The organism is Pseudarthrobacter sp. SORGH_AS 212 (assembly GCF_030818145.1).
In the GTDB taxonomy this organism is placed as follows: Bacteria; Actinomycetota; Actinomycetes; order Actinomycetales; family Micrococcaceae; genus Arthrobacter.
Genome location: NZ_JAUTAA010000001.1, coordinates 1505000 through 1519427 on the forward strand (window position 1 = coordinate 1505000; position 14428 = coordinate 1519427).

Consider the following 14428-nt stretch of genomic DNA (forward strand, 5'->3'; position numbering starts at 1 on the left):
GTCGTGGTGCCGTGGCGGCTCAGTGCGCGGAGGCCTTGAGCAGACCCTCGCGGGCGGCGTCGGCCCTGTCCACGTCCTGCAGCGCAATCCCCTTGGTCTCGCGCAGGCTCAGCACGGCGAACGCGGTAATGGCACAGGCGACCACCAGGTAGATGGCGGTGGGGAGCCAGGAACCGGTGTCCTTGAGCCACTGGGTGGCCAGCAGCGGCGCCAGCGAACCGGCGAAGATGGACGTCACCTGGGATCCGAGCGAGACGCCGGCGTACCGCATCCGGGTGGGGAACAGCTCGGCCATGATGGCGGGCTGGCCGGCATACATGAAGGCGTGCAGGCACAGGCCGATGGTTACGGCCAGCACAATGATCACCGCGTTGCGGGTATCGAACATGGGGAAGGCGAAGAACGGCCAGGTGGCGCCGGTGATTGCACCCACCAGGTAGACAGGCTTGCGGCCCCAGCGGTCCACCAGGCGGCCCACCTGCGGGATCACCAGGAAGTGGATGACGTGGGCAATCAGCAGCGCCAGCAGCAGGGAGGAGGTGTCGTACTTGTGGACGCTCTTCAGGTACACGATGGCGAAGCTGACCACCAGGTAGTACATGATGTTCTCGGCGAAACGGAGGCCCATGGCCTGCAGGATGCCCTTGGGGTACTTCCGGATGACCTCGCCCACGCCGTAGCTGACAGCTTTCTCCTTCTCCACGAGCTCCTTGGCTTCGAGGAAGATGGGGGCTTCGGAGACGTGCCGGCGGATGTAGTAGCCCACGAACACGATCACGGCGGAGAGCCAGAACGCTACGCGCCAGCCCCAGCCGAGGAAGGCCTCGCTGCTGAGGGTGGAGGACATGATGTAAAGGACCAGCGTGGCCAGCAGGTTGCCCACCGGCACCGCGGCCTGCGGCCAGCTCGACCAGAAGGCACGGGTCTTGTTGGGGCTGTGTTCGGCCACGAGCAGGACGGCGCCGCCCCATTCACCACCGAGGGCAAAGCCCTGGATGAAGCGCAGGAACACCAGCAGGGCCGGTGCCAGGTAGCCGATGTCGGCGAAGCCGGGGAGGCAGCCCATCAGGAACGTCGAGACGCCGATGATCACGATGGTCAGCTGCAGGGTGGGCTTGCGGCCCAGCCGGTCGCCGATCTGGCCAAAGACAATGCCACCCAGCGGACGGGCTACGAATCCCACCGCGTAAGTGATGAAGGCCTGGATGATGCCGTCCAGCTCGTTGCCGGTGGCGGGGAAGAAGTACTTGCCAAAGACCAGGGTGGCGGCCGTGGCATAAAGGAAAAACTCATACCATTCCACCACGGTGCCCACCATGGAGGCGGCCACGATCTTCTTCAGTCCTCCACCCTTTGTGGGGGTTCCGGCGCCCTGGTTGGCCGGGCGTTCTCCTACGCTCACTGGTTTTCTCCTTAGTGTCCACGTTGACACGTGCTGTGATCTCCAGCACAAATGACTACCCTGAGTATTCCTGCACAAACTTGCGCCTTCAATGGCCAAACCAGCACCCGCTGTGTGCACAATTGCAGATATGAATGCCAACCCCGATGATCTTTTGGTCCTCCTTGAGGTGTCACGTTCGGCGAAATTCACGACGGCGGCACAGGCTTTGGGCTTGAACCACACCACCGTTTCACGCAGGATCGCGGCGCTGGAGAAGTCGCTCGGCGGGCGCGTCCTGGCGCGGGCGGCGGGCGGCTGGGAGCTGACCGAGCTGGGCGGACGGGCGGTGCGCGTGGCCGAGCAGGTGGAGGAGGTCCTGGCCACGCTGGGACCCGGCGGCCGCGCACCCGACCCCATTACCGGCGTCGTACGCATGACGGCGACGGACGGTTTCAGTGCGTACATTGCCGCGCCCGCGGTGGCCCGGCTGCGGCGCGCGCACCCCGGGCTGAGCGTGGAGGTGGTCACCATGACCCGGCGTGCGCTGCAGCAGCGCTCCGGCCTGGACATCGAAGTGGTGGTGGGTGAGCCGCAGGTGCACCGCGCGGAGGCGGTCCGGCTGGGCGAGTACATGCTGGGGATGTATGCCTCCCGCGCGTACCTGGCGGAGCATGGCACACCCGCCACCGTGGCTGACCTCAACGGGCATCCTCTGGTCTACTTCGTGGATTCCATGCTGCAGGTGGACGACCTGGACGCCCCGCGGCGTCTGGTTCCGGCAATGCGGGACGGGCTCACGTCCACCAACGTCTTCGTCCACGTTGAAGCGACCCGCGCCGGCGCCGGCATCGGCTTCCTTCCATGTTTCATGGGCGACCTGCACGATGACCTGGTCCGGCTGCTCCCGGACCGGATCGCCGAGCTGCTCCCCTATTGGATGGTGCTGCGGCCTGATTCGATGCGCCGCCCGGCCGTTGCCGCCGTCGTCCAGGCCCTGCGCGAACAGGTGACGATGCACCGGGAGAAGCTCCTGGGAAGGGGCTAATCCTCCGGAGGTGCCGGAGGGTCGTGGCGCACCGGGATGCCGCCAGCGAAGGCGCGGACCTGGGCGTCGTCCCAGATGTGCGCCGGTACTGCCCCGCCCAGCAGCCTGCGGGCCAGTTTGGGGTCGTCACCGAAGGGGACGTCGCTGCCGGCCATCACCATGTTTCCGTAGCGCCGCCCCTTGAGCATGGCGGGATCGGCGATGATCAGGGTGTGTTTGAAGGAAGCGGCGATGGTGGCGGCGTCCTCGCGGGCATTCTTCAGGTCCGGGGCGTCCCCGGAGTTCACCACGTACATGCCGCCCGGGGCAAGGACCCGGGCGGCATGCTGGTTGAACTCGGCGGTGGTCAGCGGCCGCGGAGTGAAAGCGCCGGCGAAGACGTCCCGGATGATGAAGTCGCGGGTGTCCGCGGTGAGGGTTTCGGTCACCTCCCGGGCCTCCCCCACCCGGATCCGGAGCAGCGGCGCCTTGGGCAGGTCGAACCAGCCGCGGACGTACCCGGCGAGCTTGCCGTCGAGTTCCACCACCACCTGCCGCGCGTCCGGGTAGGCTGCGGCGAAGTACCGCGCGAGGGAGCAGGCTCCGCCGCCGAGGTGGAGCCCCCGCAACTTGCCCGGGTTATGGGCGGCGGCTGCCCGGGCGGACGAAGCGTCCGACGGCGGCCAGCGGGACTCGATGAGCGCCGCAATCCAGCGCATGTATTCGAAGTCGAGGAACAGCGGGTCCGCGAGGTCGATGTGCGAGCTCATGACCCCGTTGATTTTCAGGAGCCAGCCGCTGGAGTTGTCCTGGTCCGCGATCAGCTCGCAGTCACCGGTATCAACGTAGTAGACGCCTTCCACCGGACCCTTGGAACCGGGGCCCGGACCTTCCACGACGCCGGCCGCAGCACGTCCCCGGCCGCCCGGCTTTCCGCGTTTCGCCATTACCCGTGCCCCGCCTCAATCATGGATCCAACCCTAGTGGAACTGCGGAGGGCCTACTCCCCCGAGCCCTGCAGCGCCGTGGCGGCTCCCTGCCCGCCGCGGATGCGGTTGACCACGGCGGTAGTGGAACGCTCGGCCACGTAGTCCAGGATGGCCACCCGGCCGCCCGACTCCTCAACTGCAGGTGTCTCCGCCAGCATTTCCGGCGTGTAGTCGCCGCCCTTGGCGTAGACGTCGGGGCGGAGCTGCCGGATCAGCGGTTCGGCGGTGGGGGTGTCGAAAACAGTCACGTAGTCCACGCAGCTCAGGGCCGCCACCACTGCCGCCCGGTCCGCGACGGCGTTGATGGGCCGCCCCGGCCCCTTGAGGCGGCTGACGGAGTCGTCGCTGTTCAGCGCCACCACCAGGACGTCACCCAGCTGTTTGGCCTGGTTCAGGTAGCGGGTGTGGCCGCTGTGCAGGACGTCGAAGCAGCCGTTGGTCAGCACGATGCGCTGCCCCTCGGACCGGTGCAGGTCCAGTTGCTGCTTGAGCTCGTCAGCGCCCAGGGCAGTGTCCGCGAAGGCTGCCAGGTACCGGCTGAGCTGGCTGGTGCTGCACACCGAGGTTCCGGGCTGGTGCACCACGACGTCCGCGGCAGACTGGGCGAGGTCCAGGCTCGCCGTCAGCGGCAACCCGGCAGAGCGCGCCAGGGTCAGCGCCGCCACGAAGGTATCGCCCGCCCCGGAGGCCTGCTTCTCGGCAGCCGGACGTGCCCACCTGCGGTGGGTGGCGCCGTCGGGCCTGATGAGCACGGTGCCGTCCCGGTCCAGGGTGACCACCACCGCTGCGGCGCCGGTTGCTGCCAGCAGCGCCGGCGCCTGCCCGGTGACAGTGTCCGCCCGGTCCGGCCCTTCGGGGAGCCGGACATCAAGCAGCCGTGCGGCCTCCTGCGCATTTGGCGTGACCAGGTCCGGCTGCAGCGGCGCCCAGGGCCGTGGGTCATGGGAATCCACCACCACCAGCGGGCGGCGGTTCCCGGCAGCCCCGGCAGTGGCCAGGGCTGCCACCAGGCTTTCCTGCACGGGGTCCGCGAGCACGCCGTTGCCGTAGTCGCACACCAGCACGGCATCCCGGCGTTCGACGGCGGCGCTCACGGAGGAGGCCAGCGCAGCCAGCGCTTCGGCGGGCACGGTCCGGGCGGCGTCATCGATGCGGAGCATCACCTGGCCGCCGCTGCTGATCCGGATCTTGGTGGTGGTCACCATGTCCGGGTGGGAGTGCAGGTGCCGGACGTCGATGCCGGCCGCCTCGAGCTGGCGGCGCAGGTCCGCGCCGGCGTCGTCCCTGCCGATGATGCCGGCAACGGAGACCCGCGCACCCAGGGCGGCCAGGTTCATGGCGGTGTTTGCCGCGCCGCCGGGAAAGGAGTCCCGGACGGCGATGTCCACCACCGGCGCCGGAGCCTCCCTGCAGAGCCGCTCGATGGTGCCGCTCCACCAGCCGTCCAGCATGAGGTCACCGATCACCAGGACGCTCGGCTGCTCTGCCGCCAGCCGCCCGGGCAGCCATTCGGCGAGCGCCCGCTGGGTGGAAAGGTCGGCTGTTTCCGGGTTCAGGCCCATGGCTGGTCCTGTTCGGCGGAGGGCGCCGGCGGCGCGGCGATGTGGACCACCTTGACCTGGCTGAACTCGTCCAGCAGTTCGGGCCCGTAGCCGAACCCGACTCCGCTGTCGCCGCGGGGCTGGGCTGCGCCGCCCGGAGCGCCGCCGAACACCGCATTGACCTTGACCGTTCCCACCGGCAGGGCCGCCACGGCCTGCTGGATGTGGGCGATGTTGCTGCTCAGGACGGTGGCCGCGAGGCCGTACTTGCCGCTGCACGCGAGCCGCAGGCCGTCGTCGAACGAGTCCACCACCTGCACCGGGGCAACCGGGCCGAAGGTTTCCTCCGTCATCACCTGCATCTGTCCGGTGCAATCAACCAGCACGGTGGCCGGGTAGAAGGATCCCGGGCCGTCCGGCAGGTCGCCTCCCTCCACTGCGGTGGCGCCGGCCCCGAGGGCTTCGGTGACCTGCGCGTGGACCTCGTCGCGCATCCGCCGGTCCACCAGCGGGGCCACGGATCCGTTGCTGTTGCGCCGCGCAGCCTCCGCCCGGAGCGCCGCGGTGAATGGTTCCGCGATGTCCCGGTGGACGTAGATCCGCTCCACAGCCGTGCAGATCTGGCCGCTGTTGCTGAAGGCGCCGATGGCGGCCTGCTCCGCTGCCCAGGCGGGGTCGATGTCGCGGTCCACCAGGAGCGGATCGTTGCCGCCGTTCTCGCGGAGCACGTGTGCACCGGTAAGGGCGCCCGCACGGGCAATCCGGGCGCCTGATGCGCTTGAGCCCACGTGCGCCAGTACGTCCACCTCGGACTGGGACAGCAGTGCGCCAACGGCGGCCCCGCCGGAAACGGTAAGGAACACTCCGGGCGGGAAAGCCGGCGCCAGGACCTCGCCAAGCGCCTCGCCCAGCCGCGGGCAGCGTTCGCTCGGCTTGTGGATGACGGTGTTGCCCGTGGCCAGGGCGGCACCGATCAGGCCGCAGGCCACGGCCACGGGATCGTTCCACGGCGTCAGGAGCACCGCGACACCGCGCGGCTCGGCCACGGTGTAGTCGGCGGCGAGCCGGTTGCCCCGGAGGCTGTGGCCCCGGTGCACCGGGGCCAGCTCGGCGTACTGCTCAAGGGTGGAAACAGCCGCTCCGATGCCGGCCAGCGCTTCCTCCACGGGCCGCCCGGTTTCGCTGGCATTGAGCCCTGCCAGCTCCTGCGCGGCGGCATCCAGCGCCCGGGCCGCAGCCTTGAGCGCTGCCCCGCGGTCCGCCGGAGCGGTGGCAACCCATTCCGGCGCTGCCCTGCGGGCCACCTCCACGGCATGGTTCACCGCTTCCGGGCCCGCTTCGGGGACTGTCCAAAGGACCTCGCCGGTGCGCGGGTCCGTGATGGTGATGCCGCCGGATTCGGCCGTGTCCCGGCCTGCTGGTGTGTCGATCGCTGTGGTGGGCATGGGGTTCCTCCCGTCGTGTGCGGACGTGGGCTGTGGCCGAGTTAGGGCTGGGTTTAGGGCCAGGACCCTTCTTCCTCGTGGCAGATCAGCATTTCGCGGACCTCGCAGCCCCGGGGCTGGTTCAACGCGAACAGGATGGCCTGGGCGGTGTTGGCGGGATCGTTCAGGCGCGAATCGTCCTGCGGCTTGTACTGTTCGGTGCGGTCATCGAAGAACCGGGTCTTCATGCCACCGGGGATGATGGTGGTCACGCCGATCTCTCCTCCGGTTTCCGCGGCGAGGGCGTGGCTGAAACCCACCACACCGAACTTGGAGGCGCAGTAGGCGGTGGCGTCGGCCACGGCGCGTTTGCCCAGCGTGGAGGCGACGGTAATGACTCGGCCGTGGGTGGCCTTCAGGTAGGGCAGCGCGGCGCGCACCACGGAGACGGTGCCCATCAGGTTCACCCCGATGACCTTCTCCCACTCCGTGGCCTCCACGTCGGCGAGCTTGCCGCACCGGTCGATGCCGGCTGCGGTGACCACGCCGTCCAGGCCGCCCACCGTCCCAGCCGCCTCACGGACCGCCGCTTCCACGGCCAGGCGGTCCGCAACGTCCACTTCGAACGCCTTCACGCCGGAGACGCTGCTGATATCGCGATCCAGTACCACGGGCGTTCCGCCTGCCTTCAGGACGGCTTCGACGACGGCGGCACCCAGTCCGGAGGCACCTCCGGTAACCAGTACGCGTCCGGGGTTGTTGGCATCTGCAGTCATGGTGTTCCTTTCAATGGGGAATCAATCTTCGGGTGTTGTGCGGTTGGGTGCGACACGTGGGTGGATAGGGGTAATCAACCCACCTTGGCGAGCGCATCGGCCAACCCGGTGGTGGACCGTGCCGGATGGTAGGGAACAGTCACGCACCGGCCGCCCCAGCTCTCCACGAGCTCCGCTTCGGGCAACCGGGAACCTTTGTAGTCACCGCCCTTGACCCAGATGTCAGGGCGAAGCCGCTCCAGGGCAGCTTCCGGAGTGTCCTCGTCGAACACCATCACGGCGTCCACGCACTCCATGGCCAGCAGGAGCTCGGCCCTGTCCTGCTGGCCAATAATGGGGCGCTCCTGGCCCTTGAGCCGCCGGACCGAGCTGTCCGAGTTCAGGCAGACGATGAGGCAGTCGCCGAGTTCACGGGCGGCGGCCAGCGAGCGCACGTGGCCGGCGTGCAGCAGGTCGAAGCAGCCGCCAGTGGCCACCACCGTTCCACCGTTGCCGCGGACGGCGCGGGCCAGCAGCAGCGGCTCTGTGGGGCGCCGGAGCGGTGCCGGCCCATCCGCCGGCCGTTCCACCGACGTACCGGTTGATGCCGATGCATCCCCGCCGCCGTCCCGGGGCCCGCCGTGGTCCGTGCTCCGGTCAGGCAAGGCAGAGACACCACCGGCGCCCAGGAAGTCGGCGGCATCGCTGACTGCCAGTTCCGCTGCCTCGGGCAGGGCGCTGCCGGCCAGGAGGTGGACTGCCAGGCCTGCAACGAGGCGGTCGCCGGCCCCGCAGGGATCCCCGGCTTCCACCCGCGGCGCCGGAACATCCAGTGGGGACACGCTGTCCCGCTGCAGCAGCACGGCCCCTTCCGAACCCTTGGTCACCAGGACCGCGGTGCTCTGCCAGCGTTCAAGCAGGATGCGTCCGACGACGGCGGCCGGGTCGCCGGGCGCACCGTCACCTGGGGCGGTGCTTGCGTAAGCGGCGGCGGCTTTTGTGGCCTCCGCCAGGTTGGGTGTTACGACGGCGACTCCCGGCACCGGTTCCGGCCCCGACGGATGAGGGTCCCAGATGACGGGCACTTCCGCGGTGCGCCTGTTAAGGAGGCGGTGCAGCTCCGGGCTGGCCGCCACTCCCCTGCCGTAGTCGGCCACGATGATGGCACCGGCTTCCGCCACGGCGCGAAGCATGGCAGGCGACATCGCCGGTACCGGTGGCCTGCCGCACCCCTGGTCGAAGCGGACCACGGCATGGGAACCGGCCCGGACCCGGGTTTTCACCGGCGTGGGGTGGCCGCTTGAGCCGGACACCAGCCGCACGCCGGCGAGGTGGCCGCGGAGTTGCCGCCCGGCGTCGTCATCGCCGAACACCGTCACCAGGGTGACGGGCCAGCCTTCCCCGGCCAGCATCCGCGCCACCAGGCCGGCGCCGCCGGCGCGGCTGCGGATTTCGGAAACGTCCACCACCGGGACGGGTGCATCCGGGCTCAACCGGGTCGCCTCGCCGGAGAGGTCCACGTCCAGCATCACGTCGCCCACCACCACGATCCTCATGGCCGGCCTCCCTGCTGCAGGACGGCCGGGCTGTGGCGGGCCACCTCGAGGTCGAAGGCCCGGCAGACGGCGTGCAGGGCGATCAGGTGGCCCTCCTGGGCATTGGCATTGAGGGCATCGATCATCACGGCTTCATCGCAGGCGCCGGCCAGGGGGTTTGGCCCTGCACCAGTCAGCGCCCAGGTGGTGATGTTCAGGCGGGACGCTGCCTCCGCGGCGCGCAGCAGATTGGGGCTTTTGCCGCTGGTGGACAGCAGGACCAGCACATCCCCGGAGCGGCCGTGGGCGCGCACCTGGCGGGCGAAGACGTCGTCGTACCCGTAGTCGTTGGCGATGGCCGTCATGGCGGATGTTTCCGCGTGCAGCGAGATGGCGGAGAACGGGACCCGCTCGCCGTCGAACCGTCCCACCAGTTCAGCGGTGAGATGCTGGGCTTCGGCGGCGGAGCCACCGTTTCCGGCCGCCAGCAGCCGCTGCCCGCGGAGCATCCGGTGGGCCAGCTCCACGCCCCAGGCGGCGAGCCGGCCTGACTGGCTGCGCAGGGATTCCAGGGCGGGAACCACGTTGTCGAGGTGCAGCCTGACGGCGTCGGCGCTGGCGGAATCCACGTACGCGGCGCCGGGCAGTACCGCGGGGAGGGCCGGCGCCATGGCCAAGTGCGCCAGGTCGATGTCGCGGAGGGATGATTCAGCAGTCACAGTGCCGCTCCTTCCATGGGGATGGCTGCCGGGTGGGCGGCGGCACCCGCCACCGCCAGCTTGTAGGCCTTTTCGGATTCCGCAGCGACCCGGTCCCACGAATAGCGGGCGCGGGCGCGGCGCTGGCCGGCATCGCCGAGTTCGGACCGCAACGAGGGGTTGCCCAGCAGCATGGCCAGGGCCGAAGCGATGGCTTCCGGGTCGCGGGGCGGGACGTGCAGGCCGGTGGCGTGGTCCACCACGGTGTCCCGCAGCCCGCCCACGGCTGCGGCCACCACCGGCACGCCGCACGCCATGGCTTCAAGGGGAACGATGCCGAACGGCTCGTACCAGGGGGCGCACACCACGGCATCGGCACTGCGGAAGATGCCGGGCATGTCCCCGCGGGGCACCTGGCCTTCCAGCACCACCTGGTCCTGGACGCCGAGTGCTGCGGCGAGGTCCAGCAGCCGTCGCACCTCGGGGTCTGAATGAAGGGCACCCGAGTCCCCGCCGCCGCCAACGATGAGGAGTTCGACGTCGGCGAAGCCCGCTGCGCGCAGGTGCGGCAGGGCGCGGATCACCAGGTCCACGCCCTTGCGCGGCACCAGCCGGCCCACCGACAGGATGCGGTGGGACCGGGGCTTGGCGTCCACCGGACCATCCGGCCCGAAGACGTCCAGGTCCACGCCGCAGGGTGCGATGGAAATCTTTCCGGTGTCGATGCCCATGGCTTTGAGCTCGAAGACCTCGTCCGAGCAGGTGGCGATGATCCGGTCCGCGGAGCGCCCGACGCCGGGTTCAAGCCATCGGCGTTCCTGCGGGCTGGTGTCCTCGGCACCCTGGTGCCGCCGCTTGACCGTGCCCAATGCGTGGAAGGTCTGGATGACGGGGACCCGGCAGCCCGAGCCGGCCCGGCGGGCGGCGTCCAGGGCGGCCAGGCCGGACATCCAGAAGTGTCCGTGGACCACGTCCGGGGGCCGCTGGTCCCAATCCCGGGCCACGCCGTCGGCCAGTTCACCCATGAACGGCAGCAGCTCGTCCTTGGGAACGTGCCGCGGCGGGCCGGCGTCCACATGGACCACTTCAAACCCGGGTCCAACCTTTACGCGGGCGGGAAGCTCCGTCGCGTCCCTGCGGGTATACACGGTGACCTGGTGTCCGCGCCTGGCCAGCGCTTCGGACAGTGCGGCCACGTGGACATTCTGCCCGCCGGCGTCCACGCCGCCCAGGGCTGCCAGCGGGCTGGCGTGTTCGGAAATCATCGCGATCTTCATGCGGTCTTCCTTTCTTGCGCCGTAACAAGGATCTTCCCGTCCGGCCGGTGGCGGGCCGAGGGGCTGCGCGCGAGATCCGCCAGGAGCCCGTCCCAGCTGTCCTGGAATTTGCCCAGCCCGTAGCGGGCCAGAGCGGCCTCGCGCGCGGCCATGCCCCGCCGTCGTGCTTCATCCGGGTTGGCGACCAGCCTGCGCGCGCACCGGAGCAGCTCGTCGATGTCCGAGGACACCACCCCGGCTTCCGGCGGGACTGCCCGGGGAGCTTCGGTGGCGGCCAGCACCACCACGGGCATGCCCACGTGCATGGCCTCCAGCAGGGACAGGCCCAGGGAAGTCCAGCGCATGGGGTGCAGGTAGACGCGGCAGCGTGCCAGCTCCCGGTGGAGTTCCTGCGTTTTCAGGTCACCGCGCGGGGTGAGCCGGCCGGTCCCGATGCCGGCGGCAGCTGCCAGCCCCTCGGTCTTCATTCCGAACACCTGCAGCGGCGCCACCGCGGCGAAGGCGGGCAGCAGGTCGGTACCCGTGACCCGGCCGCGGCGCACGGGCTCGTTGACCACCACGCCCAGGTCCGGCAGCTCCCCCGTATAGAGCTGCCCGGGGTCGGGGATGCCGTGCTCGATGACTTTGGACAGGGCTGATCCGTTGTCCCAGGCGAGCCGGTTGAAGTGGGTGACGTGCACCAGGGGAATGGTGTTCTGGTCCGCCAGCGGGTGCCGGGTGAACGGGAAATCACCCTTGGGTGTGTTGTGTTCCACGAAGACCGCGGGCAGGTCCACCCCGGGGGTCCGGCCGAGGACCCGGGAGACTTCGCTGATTTCTTCCGGCCGTTGAAGCACGACGGCGTCAACGGAGCCTGCGTCCAGCGTCGCCAGGTCCACCTCCCGCACCGAGTCCGGCCAGTTGCGGCCGGCGCGGCCCAGGCCCCACGGGCCGCCTTCGGGCAGGACGGGGAGCAGGTACTCGTGCCTGCCGCGGACGAAGGCGTCCGTCCAGGATCCGTGGACATGCCAGAGCAGGATTCTCATCTGTTGCGGGCCTTTCTACGGGTGCTGACGTGGGTGCTGAAGGAGCTCACGCCGCCGATCAGGCGTTCAACGGCTGCCACCACTTCTTCGGGGGATACGGAGTCCAGGCAGGGGTGGCCGGGGACGGGACAGACGCGGGCACGGGTCAGCCGGCAGGCCGCGTTCTGGTCTCCCAGCAGCTCCAGCGGCACCCCGTACGGTGCCCAGCGGATGGCCGGGACCACGGGGGAAAAGAGGCAGGCCACCGGTGTGCCCACCGCCGCCGCCAGGTGGGCGGGGCCGGTGTTTCCGGTGACCACCGCATCAGCACCGGCCATGACACCGGCGAGCGTATGCACATCGGTGCGGCCGCCGAGGTCCAGCGCGGAGGGCCCGGCCACGGTTGCCGTCAGCGAGGTTTCTCCGGGGCCGCCGGTCACCACCACGCGGTGGCCTGCGCCCTGGAGGAGTTCGACGGCGGCGGCGTGGTGGAGCGGAGGCCATGCCCTGGCCGGTACGGCGGCGCCCGGGTGGACCACCACATACGGTCCGTCTCCCACGAGGTCATGCACATCCGGGCCGGGAGTGATGTGGAGCTTGCCGTCGTCGCCCTGGGGGAGCCTGAATCCTGCGGCTTCGGCGATGCCCAGGGCACGTTCGGCTTCCGGCTGGTCTTCGGGAAAGTCCTCGCCGGGTTTGAGCCGCACATCGAGCAGGGAGCCCGAAAAGTCCGTCGAGGCGCCCGTGATCCGCTCGACGCCGGCCAGCCGGAGCAGGAGTGCCAGTGGCAGCGGGGACTGGTGGAACGAGGTGAGGATGACGGCTTCGGTAATCCTGGAGTTGCGGACGTACTCGATGAGGCGGTCCGCGTGGGGGCCCGTCATTTTGGGAGCCGGGTTCATGATCCACGGGCTGTCCCAGCTGTAGACCTCGGCGGCGCCGGGCAGGAGTCCCGCAGCGGCCTCGCCTTGCCTGCCGCACAGCATCACCACATGGTTCGCGCCGCTGCCGTCCGGGACGCGGCCATTGGCGACGGCCCGCACTGCGGGTCCGGCCAGGAGGACATCGCCCATGCTGTCCAGCCGGGCCACCAGGACCCGGCCCATTACGGCGCCTCCCGGAGCAGGACGACGGCGCCGGCCAGGTCGTGTGCCACCAGCCGGGCGGCAGCCACTTCCTCGGCCCTGGTCACCGGGGTGGGGACCAGGACTCCGGTGGCCCCGGCAGCCTCGGCGGCCAGGACGTCGGCGCCGATGTCACCGATCAAGGCAGCTTCGGATTCGTCGATGCCCAGCTTCCGGCAGGCGCTGTGGACCATTCCCGGCGCCGGTTTACGGCAGGAGCAGTTGTCCTGGTCCGAATGCGGACAGACTTCCCACACGTCGAAGGGGCCCAGGAGCTCTTCCACCCTGGCATTGACGCTGGCAACGTCGTCCTCGCTGATGAGTCCGCGGGCGATGCCGGACTGGTTGCTGACCACGCCCGTGGCGATGCCGTCGGCCCGCAGGCTATCCAGCACTTCCCTCGCACCGGGCATGGGCCGCACCAGGGCCGGGTTCCCGTTGTAGGGGACGTCGACCACCAGGGTTCCGTCCCGGTCGAACAGCACGGCGCGGATTTTGGCAGTTGCGGAGCTTCCCATGTCGGTCCTGTTCCCTCCTTCTGCTCTTCCTAAACAGGCCAACGTTGCACCGGGCGTCGGACAGCAACGTGTCCGGCCCGCTGAACAGGCAAGATAGGAGATCTGTGGTGTGGCGCGGCCCGGCCGGGGCAGGGCCCGAAGTCAGTGCGGTCCAGTCACTGCGCCGGCGGCCGGCCTAACCCGCGGCGCCGGGCAGGCTCCCGTTGGGAGTGTCCGGCTCGTTGGGCCTGCGGCCGCCCCTTGGAGGTTGCAGTGCCGGAGCATTCGCCGGACGGCTGGTCGAGCCGGGAGCTGTTTTCGAGGCGGCGCTGGAGTTCCACCAGCACCCGGGCCAGCCGGCGTGAAACCTGCATTTGCGACATGCCCAGGCGCTTGCCCAGTTGCACCTGGGTTTCCTCGCAGAAGTAGCGGCGGTAGAGGAGCTCCCTGTCCGCGGGGTCAAGGTCATGCATGGCGTCGCGCAGGCAGGCCAGTTCCTCCAGCCGTTCAAAGGGTGCGTCCGGGCAGGCGAGCATCTCACCGATGGACGGCGCGTCCGAATGCGGATTGACCGCATCCAGGGAGTCCGGGTGCATGCTGCTGGATGCCGACATGGCTTCCTGCACCGCTGCGGGGTCTGTCTCCAGTTCCCCGGCGAGCTCTTCCACGGTGGGAGTCCTGCCCAGCGCCTGGGTCAGCTCCGGTTCGGCCCGGAACATCCGGGTGCGCAGGTCCTGGATGTTCCGTGGCGGGCGGACCACCCAGGTCCTGTCACGGAGGTACCTCTTCAGCTCCCCGGTGATGGTGGGGGCGGCGTAGGCGGGAAAGCTTTCGCCCTTGGACCTGTCGAAACCACGGGCGGCCTTGACCAGTCCCAGGTAGGCCACCTGGTTCAGGTCCGCCCGTTCGCGGCCGCGGGCTTCGAAGCGCGCGGCCAGTGCTTCGGCGAGGTCCAGGTAGCCCAGGACCAGGTCGTTTTCGAAGGTCTCCCGCAACTGCCCCGATCTGGCGTGCGGATCGTGGCAGGAAGCGGTTTTTTGAGTCGGCGTGGACTGGGGGTCGTGGATGAATGGAGAGTCCACGACCGCTGGAGAGAATGATTCTGGCATTGACGTTGGTTCCCTCGGGGATGGTTCCGAAAGCCTGCGGCAAGACTTAGAAGCAGCAAATCATAAG

Annotated in this window: 13 protein-coding genes; 1 reads left to right on the forward strand and 12 read right to left on the reverse strand. The window is 69.6% G+C overall.

Annotated features, from left to right (window positions below; all coding sequences use genetic code 11):
* Window positions 1-19: 19 nt before the first annotated feature.
* Window positions 20-1402 carry an MFS transporter gene (locus tag QE394_RS06885; protein ID WP_349034116.1) on the reverse strand — a complete coding sequence of 461 codons (1383 nt, stop codon included), beginning with the start codon at window positions 1400-1402 and terminating at the stop codon, window positions 20-22.
* Between the two features lie 130 nt (window positions 1403-1532).
* Here QE394_RS06885 and QE394_RS06890 point away from each other — a divergent pair, with 130 nt between their 5' ends.
* Window positions 1533-2429 carry a LysR family transcriptional regulator gene (locus QE394_RS06890; RefSeq protein ID WP_261620108.1) on the forward strand — a complete coding sequence of 299 codons (897 nt, stop codon included), beginning with the start codon at window positions 1533-1535 and terminating at the stop codon, window positions 2427-2429.
* On the opposite strand, the gene QE394_RS06895 is transcribed toward QE394_RS06890, so the two are convergent.
* From QE394_RS06895 to QE394_RS06945, 11 genes are all read right to left on the reverse strand, one after another.
* Window positions 2426-3355 carry a fused MFS/spermidine synthase gene (locus QE394_RS06895; protein ID WP_349034117.1) on the reverse strand — a complete coding sequence of 310 codons (930 nt, stop codon included), beginning with the start codon at window positions 3353-3355 and terminating at the stop codon, window positions 2426-2428. The genes QE394_RS06890 and QE394_RS06895 overlap by 4 nt on opposite strands.
* 53 nt (window positions 3356-3408) lie before the next feature.
* Window positions 3409-4959 carry a D-glycero-beta-D-manno-heptose 1-phosphate adenylyltransferase gene (rfaE2, locus tag QE394_RS06900; RefSeq protein WP_349034118.1) on the reverse strand — a complete coding sequence of 517 codons (1551 nt, stop codon included), beginning with the start codon at window positions 4957-4959 and terminating at the stop codon, window positions 3409-3411.
* Window positions 4950-6383 (reverse strand): aldehyde dehydrogenase family protein, encoded by a 1434-nt coding sequence (locus QE394_RS06905; protein ID WP_349034119.1) that lies wholly within the window; start codon window positions 6381-6383, stop codon window positions 4950-4952. Before QE394_RS06905 ends, rfaE2 begins: the two co-directional genes overlap by 10 nt.
* Window positions 6384-6436: 53 nt before the next feature.
* Complete coding sequence (locus QE394_RS06910; protein WP_056077025.1) at window positions 6437-7138, reverse strand: SDR family oxidoreductase; 702 nt, start codon at window positions 7136-7138, stop codon at window positions 6437-6439.
* Window positions 7139-7212: 74 nt separating this feature from the next.
* Window positions 7213-8673: a PfkB family carbohydrate kinase gene (locus QE394_RS06915; RefSeq protein WP_349034120.1), complete on the reverse strand. Its 1461-nt coding sequence runs from the start codon at window positions 8671-8673 to the stop codon at window positions 7213-7215.
* Window positions 8670-9371, reverse strand: a complete 702-nt coding sequence (locus tag QE394_RS06920) for an SIS domain-containing protein (protein ID WP_056077029.1) — start codon at window positions 9369-9371, stop codon at window positions 8670-8672. Before QE394_RS06920 ends, QE394_RS06915 begins: the two co-directional genes overlap by 4 nt.
* Window positions 9368-10627 (reverse strand): glycosyltransferase, encoded by a 1260-nt coding sequence (locus QE394_RS06925; RefSeq protein ID WP_056077030.1) that lies wholly within the window; start codon window positions 10625-10627, stop codon window positions 9368-9370. Before QE394_RS06925 ends, QE394_RS06920 begins: the two co-directional genes overlap by 4 nt.
* Window positions 10624-11652, reverse strand: coding sequence for a glycosyltransferase (locus QE394_RS06930; RefSeq protein ID WP_349034121.1), 1029 nt, complete (start codon window positions 11650-11652; stop codon window positions 10624-10626). The genes QE394_RS06925 and QE394_RS06930 overlap by 4 nt, the downstream gene beginning before the upstream one ends.
* Window positions 11649-12737, reverse strand: a complete 1089-nt coding sequence (locus tag QE394_RS06935) for a glycosyltransferase family 9 protein (RefSeq protein WP_349034122.1) — start codon at window positions 12735-12737, stop codon at window positions 11649-11651. Before QE394_RS06935 ends, QE394_RS06930 begins: the two co-directional genes overlap by 4 nt.
* Complete coding sequence (locus QE394_RS06940; protein WP_261620101.1) at window positions 12737-13273, reverse strand: HAD family hydrolase; 537 nt, start codon at window positions 13271-13273, stop codon at window positions 12737-12739. Before QE394_RS06940 ends, QE394_RS06935 begins: the two co-directional genes overlap by 1 nt.
* A gap of 155 nt (window positions 13274-13428) precedes the next feature.
* Complete coding sequence (locus QE394_RS06945) at window positions 13429-14361, reverse strand: sigma-70 family RNA polymerase sigma factor (RefSeq protein WP_314216491.1); 933 nt, start codon at window positions 14359-14361, stop codon at window positions 13429-13431.
* Window positions 14362-14428 lie beyond the last annotated feature (67 nt).

What these genes read in the sequence shown, in the direction of transcription:
- QE394_RS06890 (WP_261620108.1), top strand. Translation starts at nt 1,533, where the DNA reads ATGAATGCCAACCCCGATGATCTTTTGGTCCTCCTTGAGGTGTCACGT.
- QE394_RS06940 (WP_261620101.1), bottom strand. Translation starts at nt 13,273, where the DNA reads ATGGGAAGCTCCGCAACTGCCAAAATCCGCGCCGTGCTGTTCGACCGG.
- QE394_RS06935 (WP_349034122.1), bottom strand. Translation starts at nt 12,737, where the DNA reads ATGGGCCGGGTCCTGGTGGCCCGGCTGGACAGCATGGGCGATGTCCTC.
- QE394_RS06915 (WP_349034120.1), bottom strand. Translation starts at nt 8,673, where the DNA reads ATGAGGATCGTGGTGGTGGGCGACGTGATGCTGGACGTGGACCTCTCC.
- QE394_RS06925 (WP_056077030.1), bottom strand. Translation starts at nt 10,627, where the DNA reads ATGAAGATCGCGATGATTTCCGAACACGCCAGCCCGCTGGCAGCCCTG.
- QE394_RS06895 (WP_349034117.1), bottom strand. Translation starts at nt 3,355, where the DNA reads ATGGCGAAACGCGGAAAGCCGGGCGGCCGGGGACGTGCTGCGGCCGGC.
- QE394_RS06930 (WP_349034121.1), bottom strand. Translation starts at nt 11,652, where the DNA reads ATGAGAATCCTGCTCTGGCATGTCCACGGATCCTGGACGGACGCCTTC.
- QE394_RS06945 (WP_314216491.1), bottom strand. Translation starts at nt 14,361, where the DNA reads ATGCCAGAATCATTCTCTCCAGCGGTCGTGGACTCTCCATTCATCCAC.
- QE394_RS06905 (WP_349034119.1), bottom strand. Translation starts at nt 6,383, where the DNA reads ATGCCCACCACAGCGATCGACACACCAGCAGGCCGGGACACGGCCGAA.
- rfaE2 (WP_349034118.1), bottom strand. Translation starts at nt 4,959, where the DNA reads ATGGGCCTGAACCCGGAAACAGCCGACCTTTCCACCCAGCGGGCGCTC.
- QE394_RS06910 (WP_056077025.1), bottom strand. Translation starts at nt 7,138, where the DNA reads ATGACTGCAGATGCCAACAACCCCGGACGCGTACTGGTTACCGGAGGT.